This window comes from Ralstonia sp. UNC404CL21Col, assembly GCF_000620465.1.
Taxonomy (GTDB): Bacteria; Pseudomonadota; Gammaproteobacteria; order Burkholderiales; family Burkholderiaceae; genus Ralstonia; species Ralstonia flatus.
In genome coordinates, this window is the sequence record NZ_JIBE01000003.1 from 428435 (window position 1) to 451916 (window position 23482).

General features: G+C 64.4%; 22 protein-coding genes. 9 read left to right on the plus strand and 13 right to left on the minus strand.

Annotation, left to right across the window (positions count from 1 at the left end; all coding sequences use genetic code 11):
- Positions 1-98: 98 nt before the first annotated feature.
- Both N511_RS0102060 and pncB read right to left on the minus strand, forming a co-directional pair.
- Positions 99-818, minus strand: coding sequence for a LutC/YkgG family protein (locus N511_RS0102060; RefSeq protein WP_027677776.1), 720 nt, complete (start codon positions 816-818; stop codon positions 99-101).
- Between the two features lie 89 nt (positions 819-907).
- Positions 908-2077: a nicotinate phosphoribosyltransferase gene (gene pncB, locus N511_RS0102065; protein ID WP_027677777.1), complete on the minus strand. Its 1170-nt coding sequence runs from the start codon at positions 2075-2077 to the stop codon at positions 908-910.
- A 181-nt stretch (positions 2078-2258) separates the two neighbouring features.
- On the opposite strand from pncB, the gene prfB reads away from it, so the two are divergent.
- From prfB to N511_RS0102090, 4 genes are all read left to right on the plus strand, one after another.
- Positions 2259-3363, plus strand: a protein-coding gene (gene prfB, locus N511_RS0102075; RefSeq protein ID WP_102064856.1) for a peptide chain release factor 2 whose coding sequence is annotated in 2 segments (ribosomal slippage) — positions 2259-2339 and positions 2341-3363 — 1104 coding nt in all. Because the reading frame shifts where the segments join, the coding sequence is not laid out codon by codon here.
- 25 nt (positions 3364-3388) lie between these two features.
- The gene (locus tag N511_RS0102080) at positions 3389-4129 is read left to right on the plus strand and encodes an SDR family oxidoreductase (RefSeq protein ID WP_027677778.1); all 741 of its coding nucleotides are present in this window, start codon (positions 3389-3391) and stop codon (positions 4127-4129) included.
- Positions 4130-4153: 24 nt separating this feature from the next.
- On the plus strand, positions 4154-5698 hold the full coding sequence (lysS, locus tag N511_RS0102085) for a lysine--tRNA ligase (RefSeq protein ID WP_027677779.1): 1545 nt from the start codon (positions 4154-4156) through the stop codon (positions 5696-5698).
- A gap of 268 nt (positions 5699-5966) precedes the next feature.
- On the plus strand, positions 5967-6710 hold the full coding sequence (locus tag N511_RS0102090; protein ID WP_027677780.1) for a glycine zipper 2TM domain-containing protein: 744 nt from the start codon (positions 5967-5969) through the stop codon (positions 6708-6710).
- An 82-nt stretch (positions 6711-6792) separates the two neighbouring features.
- Here N511_RS0102090 and iscX read toward each other — a convergent pair whose 3' ends face one another.
- The 9 genes from iscX to iscR form a co-directional block, all read right to left on the minus strand.
- On the minus strand, positions 6793-6987 hold the full coding sequence (gene iscX, locus N511_RS0102095; RefSeq protein WP_009238557.1) for a Fe-S cluster assembly protein IscX: 195 nt from the start codon (positions 6985-6987) through the stop codon (positions 6793-6795).
- Between the two features lie 31 nt (positions 6988-7018).
- Positions 7019-7357: an ISC system 2Fe-2S type ferredoxin gene (gene fdx / locus N511_RS0102100; RefSeq protein WP_027677781.1), complete on the minus strand. Its 339-nt coding sequence runs from the start codon at positions 7355-7357 to the stop codon at positions 7019-7021.
- 52 nt (positions 7358-7409) lie between these two features.
- Positions 7410-9275, minus strand: coding sequence for a Fe-S protein assembly chaperone HscA (gene hscA / locus N511_RS0102105; protein WP_027677782.1), 1866 nt, complete (start codon positions 9273-9275; stop codon positions 7410-7412).
- A gap of 69 nt (positions 9276-9344) precedes the next feature.
- Positions 9345-9884 carry a Fe-S protein assembly co-chaperone HscB gene (gene hscB / locus N511_RS0102110; RefSeq protein WP_027677783.1) on the minus strand — a complete coding sequence of 180 codons (540 nt, stop codon included), beginning with the start codon at positions 9882-9884 and terminating at the stop codon, positions 9345-9347.
- Positions 9885-9918: 34 nt separating this feature from the next.
- Entirely contained in the window at positions 9919-10119 is a 201-nt protein-coding gene (locus N511_RS0102115) for a DUF3565 domain-containing protein (RefSeq protein WP_027677784.1), read from the minus strand.
- A gap of 10 nt (positions 10120-10129) precedes the next feature.
- Complete coding sequence (iscA, locus tag N511_RS0102120) at positions 10130-10450, minus strand: iron-sulfur cluster assembly protein IscA (protein WP_027677785.1); 321 nt, start codon at positions 10448-10450, stop codon at positions 10130-10132.
- Positions 10451-10476: 26 nt separating this feature from the next.
- The gene (gene iscU, locus N511_RS0102125) at positions 10477-10878 is read right to left on the minus strand and encodes a Fe-S cluster assembly scaffold IscU (RefSeq protein WP_004635709.1); all 402 of its coding nucleotides are present in this window, start codon (positions 10876-10878) and stop codon (positions 10477-10479) included.
- Between the two features lie 71 nt (positions 10879-10949).
- A complete protein-coding gene (locus N511_RS0102130) occupies positions 10950-12167 on the minus strand; it encodes an IscS subfamily cysteine desulfurase (RefSeq protein WP_027677786.1) in 1218 nt (405 codons plus the stop codon).
- Positions 12168-12241: 74 nt separating this feature from the next.
- The gene (gene iscR / locus N511_RS0102135) at positions 12242-12835 is read right to left on the minus strand and encodes a Fe-S cluster assembly transcriptional regulator IscR (RefSeq protein WP_027677787.1); all 594 of its coding nucleotides are present in this window, start codon (positions 12833-12835) and stop codon (positions 12242-12244) included.
- Between the two features lie 423 nt (positions 12836-13258).
- On the opposite strand from iscR, the gene N511_RS0102140 reads away from it, so the two are divergent.
- The 5 genes from N511_RS0102140 to rbsK are packed head-to-tail and all read left to right on the plus strand — an operon-like array spanning position 13259 to position 18887.
- Complete coding sequence (locus N511_RS0102140; RefSeq protein WP_027677788.1) at positions 13259-14218, plus strand: sugar ABC transporter substrate-binding protein; 960 nt, start codon at positions 13259-13261, stop codon at positions 14216-14218.
- Between the two features lie 29 nt (positions 14219-14247).
- Complete coding sequence (locus N511_RS0102145; RefSeq protein WP_027677789.1) at positions 14248-15828, plus strand: sugar ABC transporter ATP-binding protein; 1581 nt, start codon at positions 14248-14250, stop codon at positions 15826-15828.
- Positions 15818-16825 (plus strand): ABC transporter permease, encoded by a 1008-nt coding sequence (locus N511_RS0102150; protein ID WP_027677790.1) that lies wholly within the window; start codon positions 15818-15820, stop codon positions 16823-16825. The genes N511_RS0102145 and N511_RS0102150 overlap by 11 nt, the downstream gene beginning before the upstream one ends.
- 18 nt (positions 16826-16843) lie before the next feature.
- Entirely contained in the window at positions 16844-17884 is a 1041-nt protein-coding gene (locus N511_RS0102155; RefSeq protein WP_027677791.1) for a LacI family DNA-binding transcriptional regulator, read from the plus strand.
- 37 nt (positions 17885-17921) lie between these two features.
- On the plus strand, positions 17922-18887 hold the full coding sequence (rbsK, locus tag N511_RS0102160; protein WP_027677792.1) for a ribokinase: 966 nt from the start codon (positions 17922-17924) through the stop codon (positions 18885-18887).
- A gap of 2 nt (positions 18888-18889) precedes the next feature.
- On the opposite strand, the gene N511_RS0102165 is transcribed toward rbsK, so the two are convergent.
- Both N511_RS0102165 and uvrB read right to left on the minus strand, forming a co-directional pair.
- Positions 18890-20974, minus strand: coding sequence for a site-specific recombinase (locus N511_RS0102165; RefSeq protein ID WP_027677793.1), 2085 nt, complete (start codon positions 20972-20974; stop codon positions 18890-18892).
- A 159-nt stretch (positions 20975-21133) separates the two neighbouring features.
- The gene (gene uvrB / locus N511_RS0102170) at positions 21134-23224 is read right to left on the minus strand and encodes an excinuclease ABC subunit UvrB (RefSeq protein WP_027677794.1); all 2091 of its coding nucleotides are present in this window, start codon (positions 23222-23224) and stop codon (positions 21134-21136) included.
- Positions 23225-23482 lie beyond the last annotated feature (258 nt).

Genomic DNA, 23482 nt, shown 5'->3' on the forward strand with positions numbered 1-23482 from the left:
CCGCGCCACAAACAAAGACGCCAGTGTAAACGCCCGAAGTCTGTTGCCTCCTAAACGTCCACGGATGTTTGATGGGCCAACGCGCCCAGGACGCCGCGTCAGGCGGTCGTCACAACAATCACGTGCACGCGATACGGGCCATGTGCACCGAGCACGATGGTCTGCTCGATATCGCCCGTGCGCGACGGCCCGCTGATGACGTTGGTGGCGCGCGGCAGCTCGCCCCGCTCTGCGCGCATCAGCGCATAGGCGTCTTCCAGCGTGGCGACGATGCGCGACTGCGGAACCACGGCGATATGCGTCTCGGGCAGCAGCGCCGTGGAGGCGACGTTCTCCGGCCCCGACAGCAGCATCAGCGAGCCCGTCTCGGCAATTGCGCAGAAGCAACCCGTAATGCCGACGAGATCGCCGTGTTCCCGATCGGCTTGCGCCTCACGCACGGGCGGACGGAATTCGATGCCGATGCCGGCCGCCGCCCAGTCCAGCGATTGCAATGTCGTCCAGGCCACGGCTTGCGGCTGGAGGTTCAGCCCAGACAAGTAGCGGGCCACCGCGCCCGGCACGTCGGACAGCGCCTCCACCGACTCCAACGTGGAGGCCATCTTCAGCGCCTGCTCGGCAAAATGCGAGGCCAGGTTTTCCGGCAGCGGCGGGCGGGGGCCGGCGGGATGGCGCGCGAGGTAATCCGCCACGGCGTCGCGCTCACCCTGCGTCGGTTTCGCGGGACGATGCTGCGCATTGCGGATGCGGGCAAAAATGGCGTCGCGTGCGCGGCTCGTGTCGAGCGGATCGACGGGGGTGTCCGGTTGTGATTCCATGGCGGCTCCGAAAGATCGATCGATTATACGAGCCGCTTTCCGCGCGAGCCGCCAACGCCGGTGAAACTTATTCGGCGCCGGCGTGAGCCTTATTGCACGCCAAAGACCTGCTTCAGATACGTGAGGTAGGCCGGATCGTCGCACATCGTCTTCTCGGGCGCGTCCGACAGTTTGGCCACCGGCTGGCCGTTGCAGCGGACCATCTTGATGACGATCTGCAGCGGCGTGTAGCCCAGGTCATTGGTCAGGTTGGTTCCCACGCCGAACGCCAGCTTGCAGCGACCATGGAAGCGCTCATACAGGCCGATGACCTTCGGCATGTCGAGGCTGTCGGAGAAGATCAGCGCCTTGGACTTCGGCTCGGCGCGCATGTCGTCGTAATGCTTGAGCATGCGCTCGCCCCACTCGAACGGGTCGCCGGAATCATGGCGAACGCCGTCGAACAGTTTGCAGAAGAACATGTCGAAATCGCGCAGGAAGGCGTCGAAGCCGTAGGTATCCGACAGCGCGATGCCGAGGTCGCCACGATATTCCTTGGCCCAGGTTTCCAGCGCAAAGATCTGGGAATCGCGCAGGCGCGGGCCCAGCGCTTGGCACGCCTGCAGGTATTCATGCGCCATCGTGCCGAGCGGCGTCATGCCGTGCTTCATGGCGAAGTGGACGTTGCTGGTGCCGGCGTACTGGGCGCCCAGCTGCGCACGCGTCTCCAGCAGCACATGCTCGTGCCAGGTGTGCGAAAAGCGGCGGCGCGTGCCGTAGTCGGCAATGCGGCAGTCTTCCAGGCCGGGGCGCTTGAGCGACGCCAGCTTGTCGGTCAGGCGGCGTTTGCCCTCCTCCCACTGCGGGTGCGTCTGCGTGCGGCTGAAGAACACCTCGTTGACGATGGCCAGAACCGGCACCTCGAACATGATCGTGTGCAGCCACGGCCCCGCGATGACGATCTCGATCTGCCCGTCGTTGCTCGGTGCGGGGCGCACGTCGATGTACTTCTCGTTGAGATGGAACAGGCCGAGAAAATCGACGAAATCGCTCTTGATGAAGCGCATGCCGCGCAGGTAATCCAGCTCCGGATCGGTAAAGCGCAGGGTGCAAAGGTGGCGGATCTCGGCGCGGATCTCTTCAATGAACGGCACCAGATCGACGCCCGCGTTGCGGCACTTGAAGCGGTATTCGACGTTTGCACCGGGAAAGTGATGCAGCACCACCTGCATCATGGTGAATTTGTACAGATCGGTATCGAGCAGCGAGCGGATGATCATCGGACAGCGCCAAGAGCCATGTGGACTGGTCGTCATGCTAACCGAAGCGAGGCGGGACGCCTGTGGCCGCTACAGAAATCCCGGCGCGCCCGTCCGGAAAATGGCGGTTTTGACGGTCTACGCGGACGGAAAACCCCTTGATTCCGCTATAATTTCCGGTTTCCGACCGGATTTTTGCACCATGGAAGCAGAACGCCTCAATGCCATCCAGAACACGTTGGCCGACCTGAAGTCGCGCGCCGACGACCTTCGGAGGTATCTTTGACTACGACGTCAAATCTGAACGTCTAGTTGAAGTCGATAAAGAACTCGAAAACCCCGAGGTCTGGAACGATCCCAAACGCGCCCAGGAACTGGGCCGCGAGAAAAAGTCGCTTGAAACCGTCGTGCTGGCACTGACCAAGCTCGACGAAGACCTCACCGGCGGCGCTGAGCTGTTCGAGCTGGCCCGCGAAGAAGGCGACGACGACACCATCGAAGCCATCGAGGCTGATACCGCAGGCATGCGCGCCATTGTCGAAGACATGGAATTCCGCCGCATGTTCTCTGGCCCGATGGACGCCGCCAACTGCTTCATCGACATCCAGGCCGGCGCAGGCGGCACCGAAGCGTGCGACTGGGCGTCGATGCTGCTGCGCCAGTACCTGAAGTACTGCGAGCGCAAGGGCTTCAAGACCGAAGTGCTGGAAGAGTCCGAAGGCGACGTGGCCGGCATCAAGAGCGCGTCGATCAAGGTCGAAGGCGAATACGCGTTTGGTTTCCTGCGCACCGAGACCGGCGTGCACCGCCTGGTGCGCAAGTCGCCGTTCGACTCGGCGGGCGGGCGTCACACGTCGTTCTCGTCGATCTTCGTGTATCCGGAAGTCGATGATTCGATCGAGATCGAGGTCAACCCCGCCGATCTGCGCGTCGATACGTATCGCGCTTCGGGCGCGGGCGGTCAGCACATCAACAAGACCGATTCGGCCGTGCGGATCACGCACATCCCGACCGGCATCGTCGTGCAATGCCAGAACGACCGCTCGCAGCACCGCAACCGCGCCGAAGCGATGACCATGCTGAAGTCGCGTCTGTATGAGCACGAACTGCGCAAGCGCCAGGCTGCTGCCGACGCGCAGGAAGCCGCAAAGACGGACGTGGGCTGGGGCCATCAGATCCGCTCGTACGTGCTGGACCAAAGCCGCATCAAGGACCTGCGCACCAACGTGGAAATCTCCAACACGCAGAAGGTGCTGGACGGCGACCTCGACCCGTTTATCCAGGCGAGCCTGAAACAGGGCGTCTGATCCGCGCCCAACCTGAGCGACTGCCATGTCTGACACGTCCCTGTTCATCCTGACCGGTGCCTCGCGCGGCCTGGGCGCCGCGCTGGCCCAGGCGCTGATGCAACCTGGCCACCGCCTCATCTGCGTCGCACGCGGCGATAACGCCGAATTGCGCGCGCAGGCGACAGCCGCCGGCGTGATGCTCGACTGGCATCAGGTCGACCTGTCCGACGCGCATGCCGCCGAGGCCTGGATGACCAAGACGCTTGCCGCCCTGCCCGCTTTTGCCAACGTGACGCTGGTGCTCAACGCCGGCGCGGTCGAGCCGATCGGCACCATCGATACGCTGCGTGCCGATACGCTGCTGCCGCACCTGCAGTTGAACCTGGCCGGCCCGATGGCGTTGACTGCTGCCCTGCTGCGCGGCACCGCCGCGTGGAACGCGCAGCGCCGTGTGCTGGCGATCTCGTCGGGCGCAGCACGCCGGCCGATCGCCGGCTGGGCGGCGTATTGCACCGGCAAGGCGGGGCTCGACATGTTCGTACGCGCCATCAACGCCGATGGCGACGCCAGCGTGCGCGCCGTGGCGCTGGCCCCCGGCGTGATCGACACCGACATGCAACGCACCATCCGTGGCGCCGACTTTGCCGGCGTGCAGCGCTTCCGCGATCTGCACGCGCATGGCGAGCTGGTCTCGCCGCAAGACGCCGCCGCGCGCATCGCTGCCTACCTCGTCCGCCCCGACTTTGGCGCGACCGAGCTGGACGACCTGCGCAACATCGCCTGAACCGACATTCCTCTCATCACCATCATGACCGAACAGAACAACCCGGCCGAATCGAATACCGCGGCCGCCGTGCCGGCGCAGGACGACAACAAGATCATCGCCGAACGCCGCGAGAAGCTCGCGGAGATCCGCCAGCAAGGCGTCGCGTTCCCGAACGATTTTCGCCCGACGCACCATGCCGGTGATCTGCAAGCCAAGTACCGCGAGCTGGAACAGGCCGCCCTGGAAGCCGAACCGGTGCAGGTGGCCATTGCCGGCCGCATGATGCTCAAGCGCGTGATGGGCAAGGCGAGCTTTGCCACCGTGCAGGACAGCACCGACCGCATCCAGTTCTACATCAGCCGCGACGCCGTGGGCGAAGACGTCTACGCCAGCTTCAAGAAGTGGGACTTGGGCGATATCGTGGCCGCACGCGGCACGCTGATGAAGACGAAGACCGGCGAACTGTCGGTGGCGGTGACGGAACTGCGCCTGCTCTCGAAGAGCCTACGTCCGCTGCCGGGCGACTACTACGGCCTGGCCGACCAGGAACAGAAGTACCGCCAGCGCTACGTCGACCTGATCGTCTCGAAGGAAACGCGCGACACGTTCCGCGCCCGCACCAAGGCCATGGCCTCGCTGCGCAACTTCATGGCCGGCAACGGTTTCATGGAGGTCGAGACGCCGATGCTGCACCCGATTCCGGGCGGCGCTGCAGCCAAGCCGTTCATCACGCATCACAACGCGCTGGACATGCAGATGTTCCTGCGCATCGCGCCGGAGCTGTATCTCAAGCGCCTGATCGTCGGCGGCTTCGAGCGCGTCTACGAGATCAACCGCAACTTCCGTAACGAGGGCGTGTCGCCGCGACACAACCCCGAGTTCACGATGATGGAGTTCTACGCGGCCTACACGGACTACCGCTGGCTGATGGACTTCACCGAGCAGCTGATTCGCCAGGCGGCCATCGACGCCTCGGGCACCGCCACGCTCACTTACCAGGGCCGCGAGCTGGATCTGGCCAAGCCGTTCCATCGCCTGACCATCTGCCAGGCAATCCAGAAGTACGCGCCGCAATACACCGACGCGCAACTGGCAGATGTCGAGTTCCTGCGCGCCGAGCTGAAGAAGTTCAAGATCGACACCAACGCGCCGCAATTCCTGAACGCCGGCGTGGGTACCCTGCAGCTTGTGCTGTTTGAAGAAACCGCCGAGTCGCAACTGTGGGAGCCGACGTTCATCATCGACTACCCGGTCGAAGTGTCGCCGCTGGCACGCGGCTCCGACACGCTGCCCGGCATCACCGAGCGCTTCGAGTTGTTCATCACCGGCCGCGAAATCGCCAACGGCTTCTCGGAGCTGAACGATCCGGAAGACCAAGCCGAGCGCTTCCGCAAGCAGGTCGAACAGAAGGACGCCGGCGACGAAGAAGCCATGTTCTATGACGCCGATTACATCCGCGCTTTGGAATACGGCATGCCCCCGACCGGCGGCTGCGGCATCGGCATCGACCGTCTGGTGATGTTGCTCACCGACAGCCCGAACATCCGCGACGTGATCCTTTTCCCGCACCTGCGCCGGGAAGACTGATCGGTTCGGTCGATCGCCTTCGAAAGACGCTCCCTCGGGGGCGTTTTTTGTTGCCTGCGGATGCGCAAAACCCGCGCCCACCCCGCTATTTGTAACATCGCCTCGTTTCCACAATATGTATCAAACCGCGCCAAGTACTTGATTTTTAAAGGAAAAACCTCGGTACAGATGCTTACAAATTAAAACGGCATCCGTTTGGGCGATGAACCACACTGTGATCATCGAAAGGCCGCAACATGAACCAATCACGGGCCGCAGGAGAACGAAGATGGACAACAACATCCAACCGAATCAAGGTCAGCAATACGGTGGCACGTCGCCGGGTCAAGTCCCGTCGTCGTCGCGACGCATGCATCCGCTGATGACGACGGCTGCTGTCGCCGTGATCATCGCCAGCCTGACGGCGGTGGCCGCCATTACCGGCGTGCTGCCCACCTCGAAGGCGACGCAGGGCAGCACGGACCCGAATGTGGCAGCCCAGTCGGCAGTGGCCATGCCGGGCGCTTCGGCACCGATGGCGCTGGCTGCACCGGGCCAGACGACGCAACCGAACCAGGCTGCTCCGTATCCGGCACAAAACGTCGCGCCCGCTCCGGCGCGCGCCCGTGAGCCGTCGTACGCTGAGCGCGCGCCGTCGGCCAACCCGAGCTATGCGCAAACCCAGCCGCGCCAGTCGGCCAGCCCCTATGCCGGTCACGTGACGTCGGTCACCCCGATCACCACGCAAGGCAAGGAAACCGGCCTCGGCATGATCGGTGGCGCTGTGGTGGGCGGGCTGCTGGGTAACCAGATTGGCCGCGGCAATGGCCGTACGCTGGCGACAGTCGGCGGCGCGGTAGCAGGCGGCTACGGTGGCCATGTGGCGGAAAACTACTACAGCCGCGACACCCAATACCGCGTGAACGTTCGCATGGACAACGGTACGACCCGCAGCTTCATGTACAAGGCTGCCCCGGGCTTCCAGGCAGGCGAACGCGTGCATGTCGAGAACGGGACGCTGGTGGCCGGTTAATCCGGCGTCGCCTTCGCCCAAAAGAAAAACCGGCCTTCGGGCCGGTTTTTTCATGCGCACGCATTTGATTGAGGCTACGCGCTTATTCCGCTTCGTCGATCCAGGCTTGCTGGATGGCTTCGAGGAACTTCTCGCCGCCACGCTTGTGGTCATCATCAAAGCCTTCCAGGGTGACGACCTTGTTGTGCAGGTCGACAAAGTTCAGGCGCGTCGGATCGACGTCAGGGTATTTGTCGTACAGCGCTTCCGCGATCTGCTGGATGTCGTTCCATTTCATGATGGCTTCCCTCCTCCGCTAGCCGGTCGGCTCAGTGGTTTTCCTTGGCGTGGTTGATCGTGTACTTCGGAATCTCGACGGTCAGGTCCGTCTCCGCCACCTTGGCCTGGCAGGACAGGCGCGAGTTCGGCTCTAGGCCCCACGCCTTGTCGAGCAGATCATCTTCCTTCTCGGTCGCCTCATCCAGCGAATTGAAGCCCTCGCGCACGATCACGTGGCAGGTCGTGCAGGCACACGACTTCTCGCATGCATGCTCGATCTCGATGTCAGCGCCCAACAGCGCATCGCAGATGGTCGTGCCGGGCTTGGCTTCGATCACGGCCCCTTCCGGGCAGTATTCGACGTGAGGAAGGACGACGATGTGTGGCATGAAGAAACTCGTTCGATATGTGATGTGTGTTTGGGGGGGATGCGATCGGCGATCAGCCGAGCTCCTCGATACGTTTGCCGGCGAGCGCCTTGCGAATGCCGCGGTCCATGCGGCGTGCGGCGAATTCGTCGGTGCCATGCGAGAGGGCATCCACGGCGTCCTTGATGGCGCGGTGGTCTTCGCCCTGCATGGTGGTGCGCAGCGCGGCGATCTCCGCGTCGATGGTGGCGCGCTCCTCGGGCGACAGCAGATCGCCATCGGCGGCCAGCGCCTGCGACAGCGCCTCCAGCAGGCGCTCGGCCTCAACACGCTCCTCCGCCAGCGCTCGACGGCGCATGTCCTCTTCGGCGGACTGGAAACCTTCCTGCAGCATGCGAGCGACATCGTCATCGGCCAGACCGTACGACGGCTTGACAGTGATCGACGCTTCCACGCCCGACACCGTTTCGCGTGCGGACACCGACAACAACCCATCGGCGTCGACCTGGTACGTCACCCGGATGCGAGCGGCGCCGGCCACCATCGGCGGGATGCCGCGCAACTCGAAGCGCGCCAGCGAACGGCAATCGCTCGCGAGTTCACGCTCGCCTTGCAGCACGTGGATCGCCATGGCCGTCTGGCCGTCCTTGAACGTGGTGAATTCCTGCGCGCGCGCGACGGGAATCGTGCTGTTGCGCGGGATGATCTTCTCGACCAGGCCGCCCATCGTCTCGACACCCAGCGACAGCGGGATCACGTCGAGCAACAGCCAGTCTTCGCCCGGCGCGCGGTTGCCGGCCAGCAGGTTGGCCTGCATGGCAGCACCAATGGCGACCACCTGGTCCGGATCGAGGTTCGTGAGCGGCGTGCGACCAAACAGCTGCCCGACGGCGCGACGGATGATCGGCATACGCGTGGCGCCGCCCACCAGCACGACACCCTTCACGTCTTCCACTGTCACGCCCGCATCGCGCAACGCGCGGCGCACCGGCGACAGCGTCTTTTGCACGAGGTTGGCGGTCAGTTCGGCGAAGGTCTCGGCGGTCAGCACGAGGTGGACGGTCTCGCCGGTGGAGAGCATCGCGTCAATCTCGGTGCTGTCAGCGGTGGAGAGCCATTCCTTGGCGGCGCGCGCCTTGTTCAGCAGCAGGCGCGTGTCTTCGGCCGAGAGCGGTTGCAGACCGGCTTGCTCGACGATCCAGCACACAACGCGCTGGTCGAAATCGTCACCGCCGAGCGCGGAGTCGCCGCCCGTCGACATCACCTCGAACACGCCCTTGGTGAGCTTGAGCACCGAGATGTCGAACGTCCCGCCCCCCAGGTCATAGACGGCGTAAATGCCTTCGGCGGCGTTGTCCAGGCCGTAGGCGATGGCAGCCGCGGTCGGCTCATTCAGCAGACGCAGCACGTTCAGGCCGGCCAGCTTGGCGGCGTCCTTGGTGGCCTGGCGCTGCGCATCGTCAAAGTACGCCGGCACGGTGATGACGGCGCCGACAAGCTCATCGCCGAGCGTATCTTCCGCGCGCTGCCGCAGCGTGGCGAGAATCTCGGCCGACACCTCCACCGGGCTTTTCACGCCGGCCACGGTCTTCAACTGCACCATGCCGGGCGCGTCGACGAAGTCGTACGGCGTGTTCTCGATGTGGGCAACATCCTTCAGGCCGCGCCCCATGAAACGCTTGACCGAGATGATGGTGTTTTTCGGGTCGCGCACGGCTTCGGCCTGCGCCTTGTAGCCGATGTGGGCGCCGCCCGAGGGCAGATAGCGCACCACGGAGGGCAACAGCGGGCGCCCCTGATCGTCGGGCAACACTTCCGGCACGCTGCTGCGCACGGAGGCCACCAGCGAGTTGGTCGTGCCCAGGTCGATACCGACCGCCAGACGGCGCTGGTGCGGTGCGGGCGATTCGCCGGGTTCGGAAATCTGCAGTAAAGCCATGGGGATGTCTCGATTGCGCGGATGGGCTGCCTGCCGGGGCAAACCCAACATTGTCGCAAATTCTGGGTTCTAGTCGTCCAGCCGGTCGATGGCCTCGGCGGTGTCGCGTTCGATCTTTTCGATGAACATCAGTTGGCGCACGGCATCGGCTGCCGCCGCGGTGTTGCCATCGCCACCGAGCAGGCCGGACAGCGCCTGATAACGCGTACGTTTTTCCTTGCGCAGCATGGTCAGCAAATCGTCCAGCGCATCCACGTTGCGCTCGGCCTTGGCGTCGCCGAGCGTTTCGCGCCATTCCATTTGCTGCATCAGAAACGCAGGCGGCATGGCCGTGTTGTTTTCGGCCTGCACGTCGATACCGCGCAGGTGCAGCAGATACGTCGCCCGCTTGAGCGGATCACGCAGCGTCTGATAGGCCTCGTTGGCGCGCGTGGCCCATTGCATGGCGACGCGGCGTTCGGCGTCGCCCGCATGAGCGTAACGATCGGGATGCGCCTGCGACTGCACGGTGCGGTAGGCAGCGTTCAGCGCGTCGTCGTCGACCTCGAAGTGCTCGGGCAGGCCGAAGAGGGAAAAATGCGTCGTGTTTGCGGACAAACCGGAATTCATGAATAAAAAAAGCGGCCGCGCCGCCTCGTGTTCCTTATTCGACCGGCTCACCCCGATCGCACTTCAGGCACTCCACCACCGCGCCGATCTTGCTGGCCCGCCCGGCTTCCGTTTCCGTCCAGGGCCGCAGTTGCCAGGGCGGATCGTGACGCATGTGCTGCCCATGTCCGCAAGCGAGACGGGCGACCCAGTGGCCCTCCTCGTCCCGCTCGAAACCGATAATCGCTTGCTTCAACGTGCCCCGCTCACACGCGGAACGACTCGCCGCAACCGCATTCGTCCTTCACGTTCGGGTTGTTGAAGCGGAAACCTTCGTTCAGCCCTTCACGTGCGTAGTCCAGCTCGGTGCCGTCGATGTACGGCAGACTCTTCGGATCGACGATCACCTTGACGCCGTTGGATTCGAAGACTTGGTCTTCGGCGGCAATCTCATCTGCGTATTCGAGCTTGTAGGCGAGGCCCGAACAGCCCGTGGTCTTCACGCCCACGCGCAGGCCCACGCCTTTGCCACGGCGGGTCAGGTAGCGGGAAACGTGCTGCGCGGCCTTGTCGGTCAGGGTGATCATGCTGCGTCCTTTCTATCCAAACGGGCTCAAGCAGCCTTCTGCTCGGCCGAACCGTGCTTTTCCTTGTAGTCGGCCACGGCCGCCTTGATTGCGTCTTCAGCCAGGATCGAGCAGTGGATCTTCACCGGCGGCAGCGCCAGTTCTTCAGCGATCGCCGTGTTGCGGATCTCCAGCGCTTGGTCCAGCGTCTTGCCCTTCACCCATTCCGTCACCAGCGACGACGAAGCGATGGCCGAACCGCAGCCGTAGGTCTTGAACTTTGCGTCTTCGATCACGCCCTGCTCGTTGACCTTGATCTGCAGCTTCATCACGTCGCCGCAAGCCGGCGCGCCGACCATGCCGGTACCGACCGTGTCGTCGCCCTTCTCGAACGAACCGACGTTGCGCGGGTTTTCGTAATGATCCAGAACTTGGTTGCTGTAAGACATTTCACACCTCTTTCAATCGTTGGCTGGCGCGGGGGCGCCTGTTATTCGCTATCGGTGAAAACGCGCCGCGCTCAGTGCGCCGCCCATTGAATGCTGTTCAGATCCACGCCGTCCTTGTACATCTCCCACAGCGGAGACAGGTCGCGCAGCTTGCCGATCTTGCTCTTGAGCAGCTCAACCACGTAATCGACTTCTTCTTCGGTCGTGAAGCGGCCCACCGTGAAGCGGATCGAGCTGTGTGCCAGTTCGTCGTTGCGCCCCAGGGCGCGCAGCACGTACGACGGCTCCAGCGAGGCCGACGTGCAAGCCGAGCCCGACGACACGGCGACGTCCTTGATCGCCATGATCAGCGACTCGCCTTCCACAAAGTTGAAGCTGATGTTCAGGTTGTGCGGCACACGGGCTTCCATGTCGCCGTTCACGTACACCTCTTCCATCGTGTTCAGGCCGCGGTACAGGCGATCGCGCAGCATGCGAATGCGCTCGTTCTCGGTCGCCATTTCTTCCTTGGCGATGCGGAAAGCCTCACCCATGCCGACGATCTGGTGCGTGGCCAGCGTGCCCGAACGCATGCCGCGCTCGTGGCCGCCGCCGTGCATCTGCGCTTCGATGCGGATACGCGGCTTGCGTCGCACGTACAGCGCGCCGATACCCTTCGGGCCATACGTCTTGTGTGCCGAGAACGACATCAGGTCAACCTTCAGCTTCTGCAGGTCGATTTCCACCTTGCCCGTCGCCTGCGCGGCATCGACGTGGAAGATCACGCCCTTCTCGCGGCAGATTTCGCCCAGCGTTTCGATGTCTTGAATGACGCCGATCTCGTTGTTCACCATCATCACCGAGGCGAGGATGGTGTCGGGGCGGATCGCTTGCTTGAAGACTTCGATGTCGATCAGGCCGTTGTCCTTCACGTCCAGGTACGTCACTTCGAAGCCCTGGCGCTCCAGCTCACGCGTCGTGTCCAGCACAGCCTTGTGCTCGGTCTTGACGGTGATGATGTGCTTGCCCTTGCTGCTGTAGAAGTTGGCAGCGCCCTTGATCGCCAGGTTGTCGGATTCGGTGGCGCCGGACGTCCAGACGATTTCACGCGGGTCGGCATTCACCAGCGCGGCAACCTGCTCGCGCGCGGTCTCGACCGCCTTTTCGGCTTCCCAACCAAACGGGTGGCTGCGCGAAGCCGGATTGCCGAAACTCTCGCGCAGATACGGGATCATCTTGTCGACCACGCGCGGATCCACCGGCGTCGTCGCGGAATAGTCCATGTAGATGGGAAGCTGCAGGGTGCTCATATCTTGTCTGCCTTATGTGGGGGGCGATGTTCTTGTGTGGCGCCGGCATCGTGGCCAGCCTCACGCTGGCGCAATTACGACTGCGCCAGACTGAAAACGGAGTTGACCAGCGGGGCGCGCTTGACCGGTTCGGCGGCGACCGAGGTGGCGGCCGGCGCGTCGACGGTGCGCGCGCGTGCCGGGGCACGTTCGCGGCGAGCCGGACGCGCTTCACGCATGTCCTGGATCACTTCGGGCTGACGCTCGCGTTGCTGATCGACCAGGTTCTGCAGCGACACCGAATCGAGATACTCGACCATCTTCTGATTGAGGGTCGCCCACAGGTCGTGCGTCATGCAGCGGCCCGTATGGCCGCCGACATGCTCTTCGCCGCCGCAGTTGCCCTTGCCGCCGCATTGGGTCGCATCGAGCGGCTCATCCACGGCAATGATGATGTCGGCAACGGTCACGTCGTCGGCACGGCGCGCGAGGCTGTAGCCGCCGCCCGGACCGCGCACGCTTTCCACGATTTCGTGGCGGCGCAGTTTGCCGAACAGCTGCTCCAGATACGACAGCGAAATTTTCTGACGCTGGCTGATGCCAGCCAGCGTGACCGGGCCCTGCTCCTGGCGTAGCGCCAAGTCAATCATGGCGGTGACCGCGAAGCGGCCTTTGGTGGTCAATCTCATGGCGTCGGGGAAATACCTGATCGTTTTGCTCAAGTATAAAGGAACCCGACAAAATCGGTCAACTAAGGTGTCGGGGGATTCCGCGTCGCAGCAAGGGGATTTGCAGAGCCCGAAAAACGGGGTGGCCACGCGGCAGGCCGTATTGTGGACTAAAACAATCAACCACGTCCGATAGGGCTATCCGGCCACTTCCGCAGCGCAACTTGCATACCCGTCTCGAATGGCGCGTCACTGCGGGTTTTTCCTTATGCGGTGAAAAGCGCAATTTCATTGACTTCTGTTACTCGGTAGCCGAGACTGTCAGATACGCAAACGTTTGCGAAGAGCGAGGCGCGATTGCCCTTAGGAATGCCTTACGGCGTGACACGGCAGCGACGCCCGCACCCACCCGCCCCAGACAGGCCTCTTCCTGGAGGAGACACCATGGATATCCGCCGTCGCCGCGCCCTGCACCTTGGCGTGGGCTCTGCCGTCGCTGCTGCTCTGCCGTTCCCGTTTTCGCTGGCGCACGCCGCCAACCAGCCGCCCAAGGTTGCGCTGGTCATGAAATCGCTCGCCAACGAGTTCTTCCTCACCATGGAGAACGGCGCGCGCAAGCATCAGAAGGACCACGCGTCGGAGTACACGCTGCTGACGAACGGCATTCGCGACGAAACCGACACCGCCGGGCAGATCCGCTTGGTCGAGCAAATGCTCGTCGCGCGTGTGGACGCGCTGGTGCTGGCGCCGGCCGACTCTAAGGCGTTGGTGCCGGTCGTCAAGAAGGCCGTGGACGCGGGCATTCTCGTCATCAATATCGACAACCGGCTCGACCCGGCGGCGCTCAGGGAAAAGGGCCTTAACGTGCCTTTCGTGGGGCCGGACAACCGCAAGGGTGCGCGACTGGTGGGCGACTTTGTTGCCAAGTCGCTCAAGCCGGGCGATGCCGTGGGCATCATCGAGGGCATTCCGACCACCACCAATGCCCAGCAGCGCACCGCCGGCTTCAAGGACGCGGCCGAAGCCGCCAAGCTGAAGATCGCAGGCGTGCAATCGGGCGAGTGGGAAATCGACAAGGGCAACAAAGTGGCGGCCGCCATGCTGCGTTCCGAGCCCAATCTGAAGGCGCTGCTGTGCGGCAACGACAACATGGCGATCGGCGCCGTATCGGCGGTGCGCGCGGCCGGCAAGCTGGGCAAGGTGCTGATTGGCGGTTATGACAACATCGACGCCATCAAGGCCATGCTGGCTGATGGGCGTGTCGTTGCGACGGCCGATCAGCACGCCGATCAGCAAGCCGTCTACGGCATCGAGACCGCCCTGAAGGCGCTGGCCTCCAAGACGCCGCAGGCGAAGCTGTCAGGTGTCGTCGAGACACCGGTCAACCTCGTCACGCGTTCCTGACCCGACAGACCGGCCAGCCGCCGCCAGCCATGTCTGCCGCTTACGAACCGCGCGCGCCGCTGCTGCGCGTCTCCGCGCTCAGCAAGCACTACGCCGCCCCCGTGCTGCGAGATATCGATCTCGACGTGCACCCGGGCGAGGTGCTTGCGCTCACGGGAGAGAACGGCGCCGGCAAGAGCACGCTCTCCAAGATCCTCTGCGGGCTGGAGACGGCGACTTCCGGGTCGATGACGCTGGCCGGCACGCTGTACGCCCCCGATTCGCGCAGCGCAGCCGAAGCGCTGGGCGTGCGCATGGTGCTGCAGGAACTGAGCATGGTGCCCACGCTGACGGTGGCCGAAAACCTGTTCCTGGGCGACCTGCCCCAGCGGCTCGGTTTCGTGGATCGCCCCGCGTTGCGCGAGCGGGCTGAACAAGCGCTCGCGCGCGTCGGCCTGGACCTCGACCCGTGGACGCCCGTCCAGACGCTCGGCATCGGCCACCGGCAGATGATCGAGATTGCCCGAGCGCTGGCCAGCGCATGCCGTGTGCTGATCCTCGACGAGCCGACGGCGATGCTGAGCGCGCACGAGAGCGCCACGCTGTTCGAGCGCATCGACGCGTTGCGCCGCGAAGGCGTGGCGATCATCTACATCTCCCACCGCCTGGACGAACTCGCGCGCATTGCCGATCGCATCGTCGTGCTGCGTGACGGCAAGCTGGTTACCGATGCGCCGGCCGCGACGGTCACGCAGGATGCGCTGATCCAGGCGATGGTCGGTCGCGACGTCGCCGCCGCATCCGAAACACAACGCACCACGCGCGCGCCATGGCCCGGTGACGGCTCCCCGGCGCTGCGGGTGACCGGCCTTACGCGTGCGCCGGCCGTGCGCGATGTGAGCTTTGACGTGGCGCCGGGGGAAATCTTCGGCATCGCGGGGCTGGTCGGCGCGGGGCGCACGGAACTGCTGCGATTGATCTTCGGTGCGGACCGCGCGGATGCGGGCACCGTCGAAATGGGGTCGCCGCTGGCGCCTGTGCGCATCCGCTCGCCCGGCGATGCGGTACGCCACGGCATCAGCCTGCTCACCGAAGACCGCAAGGACGAAGGCCTGATGCTGAGCCTGCCCATCGCGACCAACATCACGCTGGGCAACATGCCGGGCGTCACGAAGCGCGGCTGGCTGCAACCCGCGCAAGAGCGTGCGCTGGCGCAGCGGCACATCGGTGCCCTGCGGGTCCGGTGCGCGGGTCCGGAGCAGCCGGTGGGTGAACTGTCCGGCGGCAATCAACAGAAGGTGGCCATCGCCCGCTGGCTGGAGCGCGACACGCCCGTGCTGCTGTTCGATGAGCCCACGCGAGGCGTCGATGTCGGCGCCAAGTTCGACATCTACACGCTGCTCGAGGCGCTGGCGGCGCGAGGCAAGGCGCTGGTCGTGGTCTCGAGTGATCTGCGCGAACTCATGCAACTGTGTGATCGCATTGGTGTCATGCGCGCCGGGCGGCTCACGCACATCTTCCAACGCGACAGCTGGAGCCAGGACACGCTGCTCGCCGCCGCTTTCGGTGAATCGGGCGAATCCGATTCACGTGCACCCCAATCGCCCTCGGAGACCGCAGATGCGCTCTGATTCCACCCTGCCCCCGACGCCGCCCCCTGCGACCGCCGGCACGCGCGCTGCGCTGGGCATGTCGCTTGGCACCATCGGCGGGTTGCTCGCTGCGCTGATCGCCATGCTGGCGCTGTTCGGCACGTTGTCGCCGACGTTCTTCTCGCTGCCCACGTTCACCACCATCGCCAACGAGATTCCCGACCTGCTGGTGATGGCGGTCGGCATGACCTTCATTCTGATGATCGGCGGCATTGATTTGTCGGTCGGCTCAGTGCTGGCGCTGGCGGCTTCGGTGCTGTCTGTTGCCATGACCCAGTTCGGCTGGGGGTTGCTGCCAGCAGCGCTGGCGGGCGTGGCGCTAGCCACGGCGGCCGGCATGCTGACCGGCACGGTCACGGTGCACTGGGGTATTCCGTCGTTCATCGTGTCACTGGGCGTGTTGGAAATGGCGCGCGGCCTCGCCTACAGCCTCACCGATTCGCGCACGGTGTACATCGGCAGCGCGGTCGACTGGCTGGCCAACCCCATCACGTTGGGCATTGCGCCGTCGTTCCTGATTGCGATTGTCATCACGATCGTTGGCCAGATCGTGCTAGTGCGCACGGTGTTCGGCCGCTACCTGGTGGCCATCGGCACCAATGAAGAAGCCGTGCGGCTAGCGGGCGTGAATCCGCGGCCATACAAGGTTGCCGTGTTTGCGCTGATGGGATTGTTGTCGGGGCTGGCGGCGCTGTTCCAGGTGTCGCGTCTGGAAGCGGCCGATCCGAACGCGGGCGTAGGCATGGAACTGCAGGTGATCGCGGCCGTGGTGATCGGCGGCACGAGCCTGATGGGCGGACGCGGGTCGGTCGTGCGCACGCTGTTCGGCGTGCTGATCATCTCGGTGCTCGAATCAGGCCTTGCACAGATCGGCGCATCGGAGCCCACCAAACGAATCATCACGGGCGCGGTCATCGTCGCGGCCGTGGTCATGGACACCTATCGCAGCAAGCGCAACCGCAGCAAGCAACATTAAGAGACAGAGGAGATCGTCATGGCAACCATCAAGGACGTGGCCGCACTGGCCGGGGTTTCGTTCACCACCGTCTCGCACGTCATCAACAACACAAGGCCAGTCAACGCCGAGACACGCAAGCGCGTGGAAGAAGCCATCCGGGCTACGCGCTATGTGCCCAGCGCCGTGGCGCGTTCGCTTAAACACCGCACCACGCGCACCATTGGCGTGCTCGTGCCCACCGCCACCAACCCGTACTTTGCGGAGCTGGCGCGGGGTATTGAAGATGTGTGCGCTGCCGCTGGCTACAGCGTCATCCTCTGCAACTCCGACGACGACCCCCGCAAGCAGCGCGACTACCTGCGTGTGCTGATGGAAAAACGCGTCGACGGCATCATCGTCAGCAGCGCCGGGCCAGACACGGCGTTGGTCGAAGCGCTCGGTGAATCCGCCCTGCCCATCGTGATGGTCGACCGCCCGACCGAAGGCATCCAGGCCGACCAAGTGCAAGTCGATCACGAAGAAGGCGCGTACATGGCGACCAAGCATCTGCTGGAACTCGGCCACCGCCGCATCGCCTGCATCAGCGGGCCGTCGGCACTGAGCGTGACGGCAGAGCGCCTTGCCGGTTTCCACCGCGCGCTGCGCGAAGCCGGCGTGCCGGAAGCCTCGGCCCGCATTGCCGAAGGCGATTTCACCAGCCCCGGCGGCTACCGTGCCGCGCGCCAACTGCTGACCGAAGGCGAGATGCCCACGGCCATCTTTGCCGGTAATGACCTGATGGGTATCGGCGCGCTGCGCGCTGCGGCGGAACTGGGCATTCCTGTGCCGAAGGCGCTGTCCGTGATGGGCTTTGACGACATCGAACTGAGCCGCTACGTCTATCCGGCGCTGTCCACCGTTGGCCAATCGATCCGCCAGCTAGGCGAGACCACCGCGCAGACGCTGCTCGAACACCTCGGCGACAACGCCTTGCGACATCCCGTGGAAGAGCACCGTGCGCGCCGCATCGTGCTGCCGCCGCGCCTGTCTTTGCGCGAGTCGACCGCCGAGCCCGAGCGCCCCGCCCGCGCCGCCTGATCCCGCATTCCTTTCACGCCTTCAACGTAGTCCCGCCATGGTGGCCAAGCGCCCTTCCGCCTCTTCCGCGCACCCCGCTGCCGACGTGCTGATCGTCGGCAGCCTGAATATGGATCTCGTGATCCGCACGCCGCGCTTGCCGCGTCCCGGGCAAACGGTTGCTGCGCCTGCGCTGGAAACCATCCCAGGCGGCAAGGGTGCCAACCAGGCCGTGGCGACTGCGCGCCTGGGGGCCCGTGTCGCCATGCTCGGCTGCGTGGGTGACGATGCATACGGCACCGCACTGCGCGAAGGCCTGCGCCGCGAGGGCGTGGACACATCGATGGTGTCGGTGCACGCCGGGGCAGCCACCGGCATCGCCTGCGTGACCGTGGCCAACAGCGGCCAGAACACCATCGTCATCGTGGCTGGCGCCAACGAATTGCTAACGCCAGCGATGATCGAAGCGCAACAGGCAGCGTTCGAACGCGCGCGCGTAATCGTTTGTCAGTTGGAATCTCCGCCGGATGCGGTGGAATGCGCGCTCAAGCTCGGGCAGCGGCTTGGCAAAACGGTCATCCTGAACCCGGCGCCTGCCATCGGCCCACTGCCTACCCCATGGATTGCGGCCTGTGATTACCTCATCCCGAACGAAACCGAAGCGGCGCTACTGACAGCCCGCCCTGTCGATTCGCCCGAAGCCGCACTGGATGCCGCCGCTGATCTGCATGCACAAGGTGCGCGGCACGTGATCGTCACGCTGGGGGCGCGCGGCGTGGCTTACGTAGATGCGCAGTCGCGCCTGTTGATGCCGGCACCGATCGCGCACGCCATCGACACCACCGCTGCCGGCGATACGTTTGTCGGCGCGCTGGCTGTGGCACTGGCAGAAGGCGTGTCGCCCGATACGGCCATCGAATTCGGGCAAGCCGCGGCGGCAGTGTCAGTCACGCGGCTCGGCGCGCAGCCATCCATTCCGTTCCGCAGCGAGTTGGGCGCGCCTGCCGCTCCCGCAACCCACTAGACCTAGACCGGCGTGCTGGTGCTGGGCGGCGTGCTCACAGTCGGGGCGCGCGGCACCAGCAGGCACAGCGGATCCCGCAAGATGCGACGCCACACGGCGCCCGTCACGCGCTTACGATCGACCCCGCGCAGGTTGCGTGAGCGCATCGCCATGTTGAAGGCCAGCGCGAACGACACCAGCACGTTCAGCACACCCATCAGCGCAATGCCGGCCACAGCCAGCCAGAATGGTGCGGTATGCATCACGCTTGGGCCCAGCACGCCCACGGCGGTTGCCACCGCACCGGTCGACAGCGTGACGTGACGCACTTCCATATGCGGGCCGAAGAACGACAGGATCTCGGGCCCGAGCCCCAGCATGAAGCCCAGCGACACGTTGGCGACAATGCCCGACAGATTGCGCTTCCAGAAGCTGGCAATGCGCTGCGCGCCCTGCGTGCCGACCATGAACCGAAGGCGCCGGTGGTAGGCGATCACGTCATGCACACGGTGTAGCGCGAACCAGTTGTCTGCCCAGCCCGCCGCCAGGCTTGACGCCCACAGCAACACGCCCGTGAAGATCGCGTACAACGGCGTCGGCCCAAGGATCGAAAAGGAATCGATGGTCGCCATCGCCTTCGCTGCCGAAATCAGATCGGTATGGAAGAAGCGCCCGGCCAGCCACTGCACCAGGAAGGCTACCGGTGCCACGGCCACAAGATTGCCCGCAATCGCCGCCGCGTTGGAGCGGATCATGGCGACCGTGTCGTCGACAAAGCGGTCCAACCCTTCCTGGCGCCCCACCTGATCGAGCCGGTGCGCCAGCGCAGGGGCCGTCATGGCAGGTTGTTTGGTGGCCAGCGTGAAATGCGCGAAATGGATGCCGAGAAAGCTGACCGCATAGTTGATCGACGCGAACAGCCCTTCGGTAAAGCGCGACAGATGCGCGCCGGTGATGAAGAACTTGATGTACACGGTGGCCGCCGTAATGACGCCACCGCCGGCCGCAGCCTTGACCATCGCGCCGTATTCCTTGCCGTCGCGCGTAATGTAGTGCTCGCCGCTCTCAGCAGACCGCTCGACCACCTTGCGCGCCAGATCGGCAAACGTGGAGCGGATCAGATACCCCACGCTGCGGCGGTGCTGGCTGGCCGACACCAGCTCGGCCGTCATATGCACGAAGCGGCGTGAGCCCTGCGTGTCCGCCCACGCCGTCAGCAGCAAATCGATGCGGCCCAGCCACGCCTTCATGCGCTCGACCTGGAACACGACTTCCACGGAGACGCCGTTCTCGTCCAGATGCTGATACACGCTGGCCGTCGCCGTTCGGCAGCGGTCCAGCACGGCGCGGAAATAGTTCAGTTCCTGCAGAAACCGCTCGGGGCTCGCCAGCTCGGCGTTGGGCCGCTCAAGGAAGATCGCATTGGCTGCGTCGGCCAGCAGATAGAACGGAGAGTCCGTCAGTTCCGCGTGGTCCATGCGGCTGCGGATGCCGCGCGACAGCCCCGCCGCGCGCACCTGGCTGATCAGGATCTGGATACCGATGCCAAGGCTGCGCTCCAGCCGTGTCTGGCCCGCCGCGTGCTCGTCTTCCGTCATCCCGGCACGGAACAGCGCGTAGAGGCGCGTCACCAGTTCGTCGTCCAGGCCATCCACCCACTGCGCGTCGGTGGGCCCCACAAACATCAGCGCAAACAACGTCGCCAGCTGCGGCTGATTGGGTGCGGGCGGCAGCAGGCGCGCCTGCCAGCGGTCGAGCAACTCGCTCCAGAACCCCGAGCGTGACGACAACCCCGTATCGCACAGCAGCGACACCGGATCGTTGTCCTGCACGATGCTGCGCAGTGTCCGCCCGACGCGTTCTGCCAGGGCCGGATTGTTCTCCAGTACCTGCAGCAGATAACGCAGGCGGGCATAGCGCCAGGACTCCGACGCGGCCCCCGCTGGCCGATCCGCCCGACGCAACCAATAGGCCAGCTCGATCAGCCATTCGTTGCGCTCGGCCAGACTGCGCGTGGGCTCGAACTGCGCCAGGATGGCATCGAGTTGATGGCTGGCGTGCCGGGACGCGCGCCACTTGCGCCACGGGTTAAGCAAAAAATTGAACATCGAACTCCCTTGATGGCAACGCGTGCAGCAGGCGCTGCAGCAGGTGCCGGCTCCCCAGTCAGGCGACGCGCACGGCCCGAATTTGATCTGAAATGATGTCAACAGCAACCCCTGCCACCTGCAACGAGGTGGCGAGGTTTCAAGCGGCGACCGCGCGATTCAGGCGGCCGGAACGATGTGGTCTTCGCCGCTCGCCCCAAAGAGCTGCGACTTGAGCTTGGCAAGCTGATCGCGCACCGCCGCCGCCTTTTCGAATTCGAGATTCTTGGCGTGGTCGAGCATCTGTTTTTCCAGGCGCTTGATTTCCTTGGACGCCTGCTTCTCGCTCATGTCTTCGTACTTGGCAGCCTCTTGCGCGGCCTTCAGCTCCGCGCGCGCATCGTCGACGTTGTACACGCCGTCGATGATGTCCTTGATGCGTTTGACCACGCCGCGCGGTGTGATGCCGTGCGCCTCGTTGTGGGCGATCTGCTTGGCACGGCGGCGCTCGGTTTCGTCGATCGCCTTCTTCATTGAATCGGTCATGCGATCCGCATACAGGATGGCGGTACCGTTCACGTTCCGCGCCGCGCGGCCGATGGTCTGGATGAGCGAGCGCTCGGCGCGCAGGAAACCTTCCTTGTCCGCATCCAGGATCGCCACGAGCGATACCTCGGGAATGTCCAGGCCCTCGCGCAGCAGGTTGATGCCGACCAGCACGTCGAAGGTGCCCAGTCGTAGGTCACGGATGATCTCCACGCGCTCGACGGTGTCGATGTCCGAATGCAGGTAGCGGACCTTGATGCCGTTCTCCGACAGAAACTCGGTCAACTGCTCGGCCATGCGCTTGGTGAGCGTCGTTACCAGCACGCGCTCGCCAGCCTCGACGCGCACATGAATTTCAGACAGCAGATCGTCGACCTGCGTTGTCGCCGGACGCACCTCGATGATCGGGTCGACGAGGCCCGTGGGGCGCACGACCTGCTCGACGACTTCCGTGCCCGCCGTCTTCTTTTCGTAATCCCCCGGCGTGGCGGACACGAACGTCACCTGCCGCATCTTGGTTTCGAATTCGGCGAACTTGAGCGGCCGGTTGTCGAGCGCAGAAGGCAAGCGGAAACCGTATTCGGCCAGCGTTTCCTTGCGCGCGCGGTCACCGTTGTACATGCCGTTGAGCTGGCCGATCAGCACGTGTGATTCATCCAGGAACATCAGCGCATCCGGCGGCAGGTAATCGACCAGCGTCGGCGGCGGTTCACCCGGCGCAGAGCCGGACAGGTGCCGCGAATAGTTTTCGATGCCCTTGCAGAAGCCCAGCTCCTGCAGCATCTCCAGATCGAAGCGCGTGCGCTGCTCCAGCCGCTGCGCTTCCACCAGCTTGTTTTCCTTGTAGAAGAAATCGAGCCGCTCGCGCAGTTCGGCCTTGATGGTCTCGATGGCGCGCAGCACGGTCTCGCGCGGCGTCACGTAGTGGCTCGACGGGTACACCGTGAAGCGCGGAATCTTTTGCCGCACACGGCCCGTCAGCGGATCGAACAGTTGCAGCGATTCGACTTCGTCGTCGAACAGCTCGAGGCGCACCGCCATTTCTGCATGCTCGGCAGGGAAGATGTCGACCGTGTCGCCGCGCACGCGGAAGGTCCCGCGCTGGAAATCCGTCTCGTTGCGCGTGTACTGCATGGCGATCAGGCGTGCGATCACGTCGCGCTGGCTGACCTTGTCGCCCGCGCGCAGCGTCAGGATCATCTGGTGGTATTCGCTCGGGTTGCCGATACCGTAGATGGCCGAGACGGTCGCCACGATCACCACATCGCGGCGCTCCAGCAGGCTCTTCGTCGCGGAGAGCCGCATCTGCTCGATGTGCTCGTTGATCGACGAATCCTTCTCGATGAACAGGTCGCGCTGCGGCACATAGGCCTCAGGCTGGTAGTAGTCGTAGTACGAGACGAAGTATTCGACAGCATTGCGCGGGAAGAACTCGCGGAATTCCGAATACAGCTGCGCGGCCAGGGTCTTGTTCGGCGCAAAGACAATCGCCGGACGCCCCACCTGCGCGATCACATTGGCCATGGTGAAGGTCTTGCCCGAGCCCGTCACGCCCAGCAGTGTCTGGTACGACAGGCCGTCTTCGATGTTCTCGACGAGCTGGCGGATCGCCTCCGGCTGGTCGCCGGCCGGCGGATACGGCTGGTACAACTGGAACGGCGAACCCTCGAAAGTCACGAACTTCGACTCGTCGTGCGGGCTGGGGACTTGGCTCAGATCGGTCATGGCGGCGGGTGGGATGGCAGCGCAGGAAGTCGACAAAGTGACTTGCACGTCCTCAGCAAATGAGGGCGGCAGCGGCAATTGCAACCAATCGTCTAGTGTAGCGTGCGGCCCGGGCAATCGTTTGGACACCGCGGCGGGACGCATCTGTACCGCCCGTCAAAACGCTTTAGGCACCTGTTCTGCAAGGATTTTTCGGGCGATTAGAGCGTGTATTCGGTACAATCCATCTTCGTGCGCGCCTCGTTGTACATCCGGCGC

Bases quoted from the DNA above. Each gene is read 5' to 3' on its own strand.
- uvrB (WP_027677794.1), bottom strand. From the start codon at position 23,224: ATGACCGATCTGAGCCAAGTCCCCAGCCCGCACGACGAGTCGAAGTTC.
- iscX (WP_009238557.1), bottom strand. From the start codon at position 6,987: ATGAAATGGAACGACATCCAGCAGATCGCGGAAGCGCTGTACGACAAA.
- iscR (WP_027677787.1), bottom strand. From the start codon at position 12,835: ATGAGATTGACCACCAAAGGCCGCTTCGCGGTCACCGCCATGATTGAC.
- pncB (WP_027677777.1), bottom strand. From the start codon at position 2,077: ATGATCATCCGCTCGCTGCTCGATACCGATCTGTACAAATTCACCATG.
- N511_RS0102090 (WP_027677780.1), top strand. From the start codon at position 5,967: ATGGACAACAACATCCAACCGAATCAAGGTCAGCAATACGGTGGCACG.
- hscB (WP_027677783.1), bottom strand. From the start codon at position 9,884: ATGAATTCCGGTTTGTCCGCAAACACGACGCATTTTTCCCTCTTCGGC.
- iscU (WP_004635709.1), bottom strand. From the start codon at position 10,878: ATGTCTTACAGCAACCAAGTTCTGGATCATTACGAAAACCCGCGCAAC.
- N511_RS0102155 (WP_027677791.1), top strand. From the start codon at position 16,844: ATGGCAACCATCAAGGACGTGGCCGCACTGGCCGGGGTTTCGTTCACC.
- N511_RS0102060 (WP_027677776.1), bottom strand. From the start codon at position 818: ATGGAATCACAACCGGACACCCCCGTCGATCCGCTCGACACGAGCCGC.
- N511_RS0102150 (WP_027677790.1), top strand. From the start codon at position 15,818: ATGCGCTCTGATTCCACCCTGCCCCCGACGCCGCCCCCTGCGACCGCC.
- hscA (WP_027677782.1), bottom strand. From the start codon at position 9,275: ATGGCTTTACTGCAGATTTCCGAACCCGGCGAATCGCCCGCACCGCAC.
- lysS (WP_027677779.1), top strand. From the start codon at position 4,154: ATGACCGAACAGAACAACCCGGCCGAATCGAATACCGCGGCCGCCGTG.
- N511_RS0102145 (WP_027677789.1), top strand. From the start codon at position 14,248: ATGTCTGCCGCTTACGAACCGCGCGCGCCGCTGCTGCGCGTCTCCGCG.
- N511_RS0102140 (WP_027677788.1), top strand. From the start codon at position 13,259: ATGGATATCCGCCGTCGCCGCGCCCTGCACCTTGGCGTGGGCTCTGCC.
- N511_RS0102130 (WP_027677786.1), bottom strand. From the start codon at position 12,167: ATGAGCACCCTGCAGCTTCCCATCTACATGGACTATTCCGCGACGACG.
- N511_RS0102165 (WP_027677793.1), bottom strand. From the start codon at position 20,974: ATGTTCAATTTTTTGCTTAACCCGTGGCGCAAGTGGCGCGCGTCCCGG.
- N511_RS0102080 (WP_027677778.1), top strand. From the start codon at position 3,389: ATGTCTGACACGTCCCTGTTCATCCTGACCGGTGCCTCGCGCGGCCTG.
- fdx (WP_027677781.1), bottom strand. From the start codon at position 7,357: ATGCCACACATCGTCGTCCTTCCTCACGTCGAATACTGCCCGGAAGGG.
- rbsK (WP_027677792.1), top strand. From the start codon at position 17,922: ATGGTGGCCAAGCGCCCTTCCGCCTCTTCCGCGCACCCCGCTGCCGAC.
- iscA (WP_027677785.1), bottom strand. From the start codon at position 10,450: ATGATCACCCTGACCGACAAGGCCGCGCAGCACGTTTCCCGCTACCTG.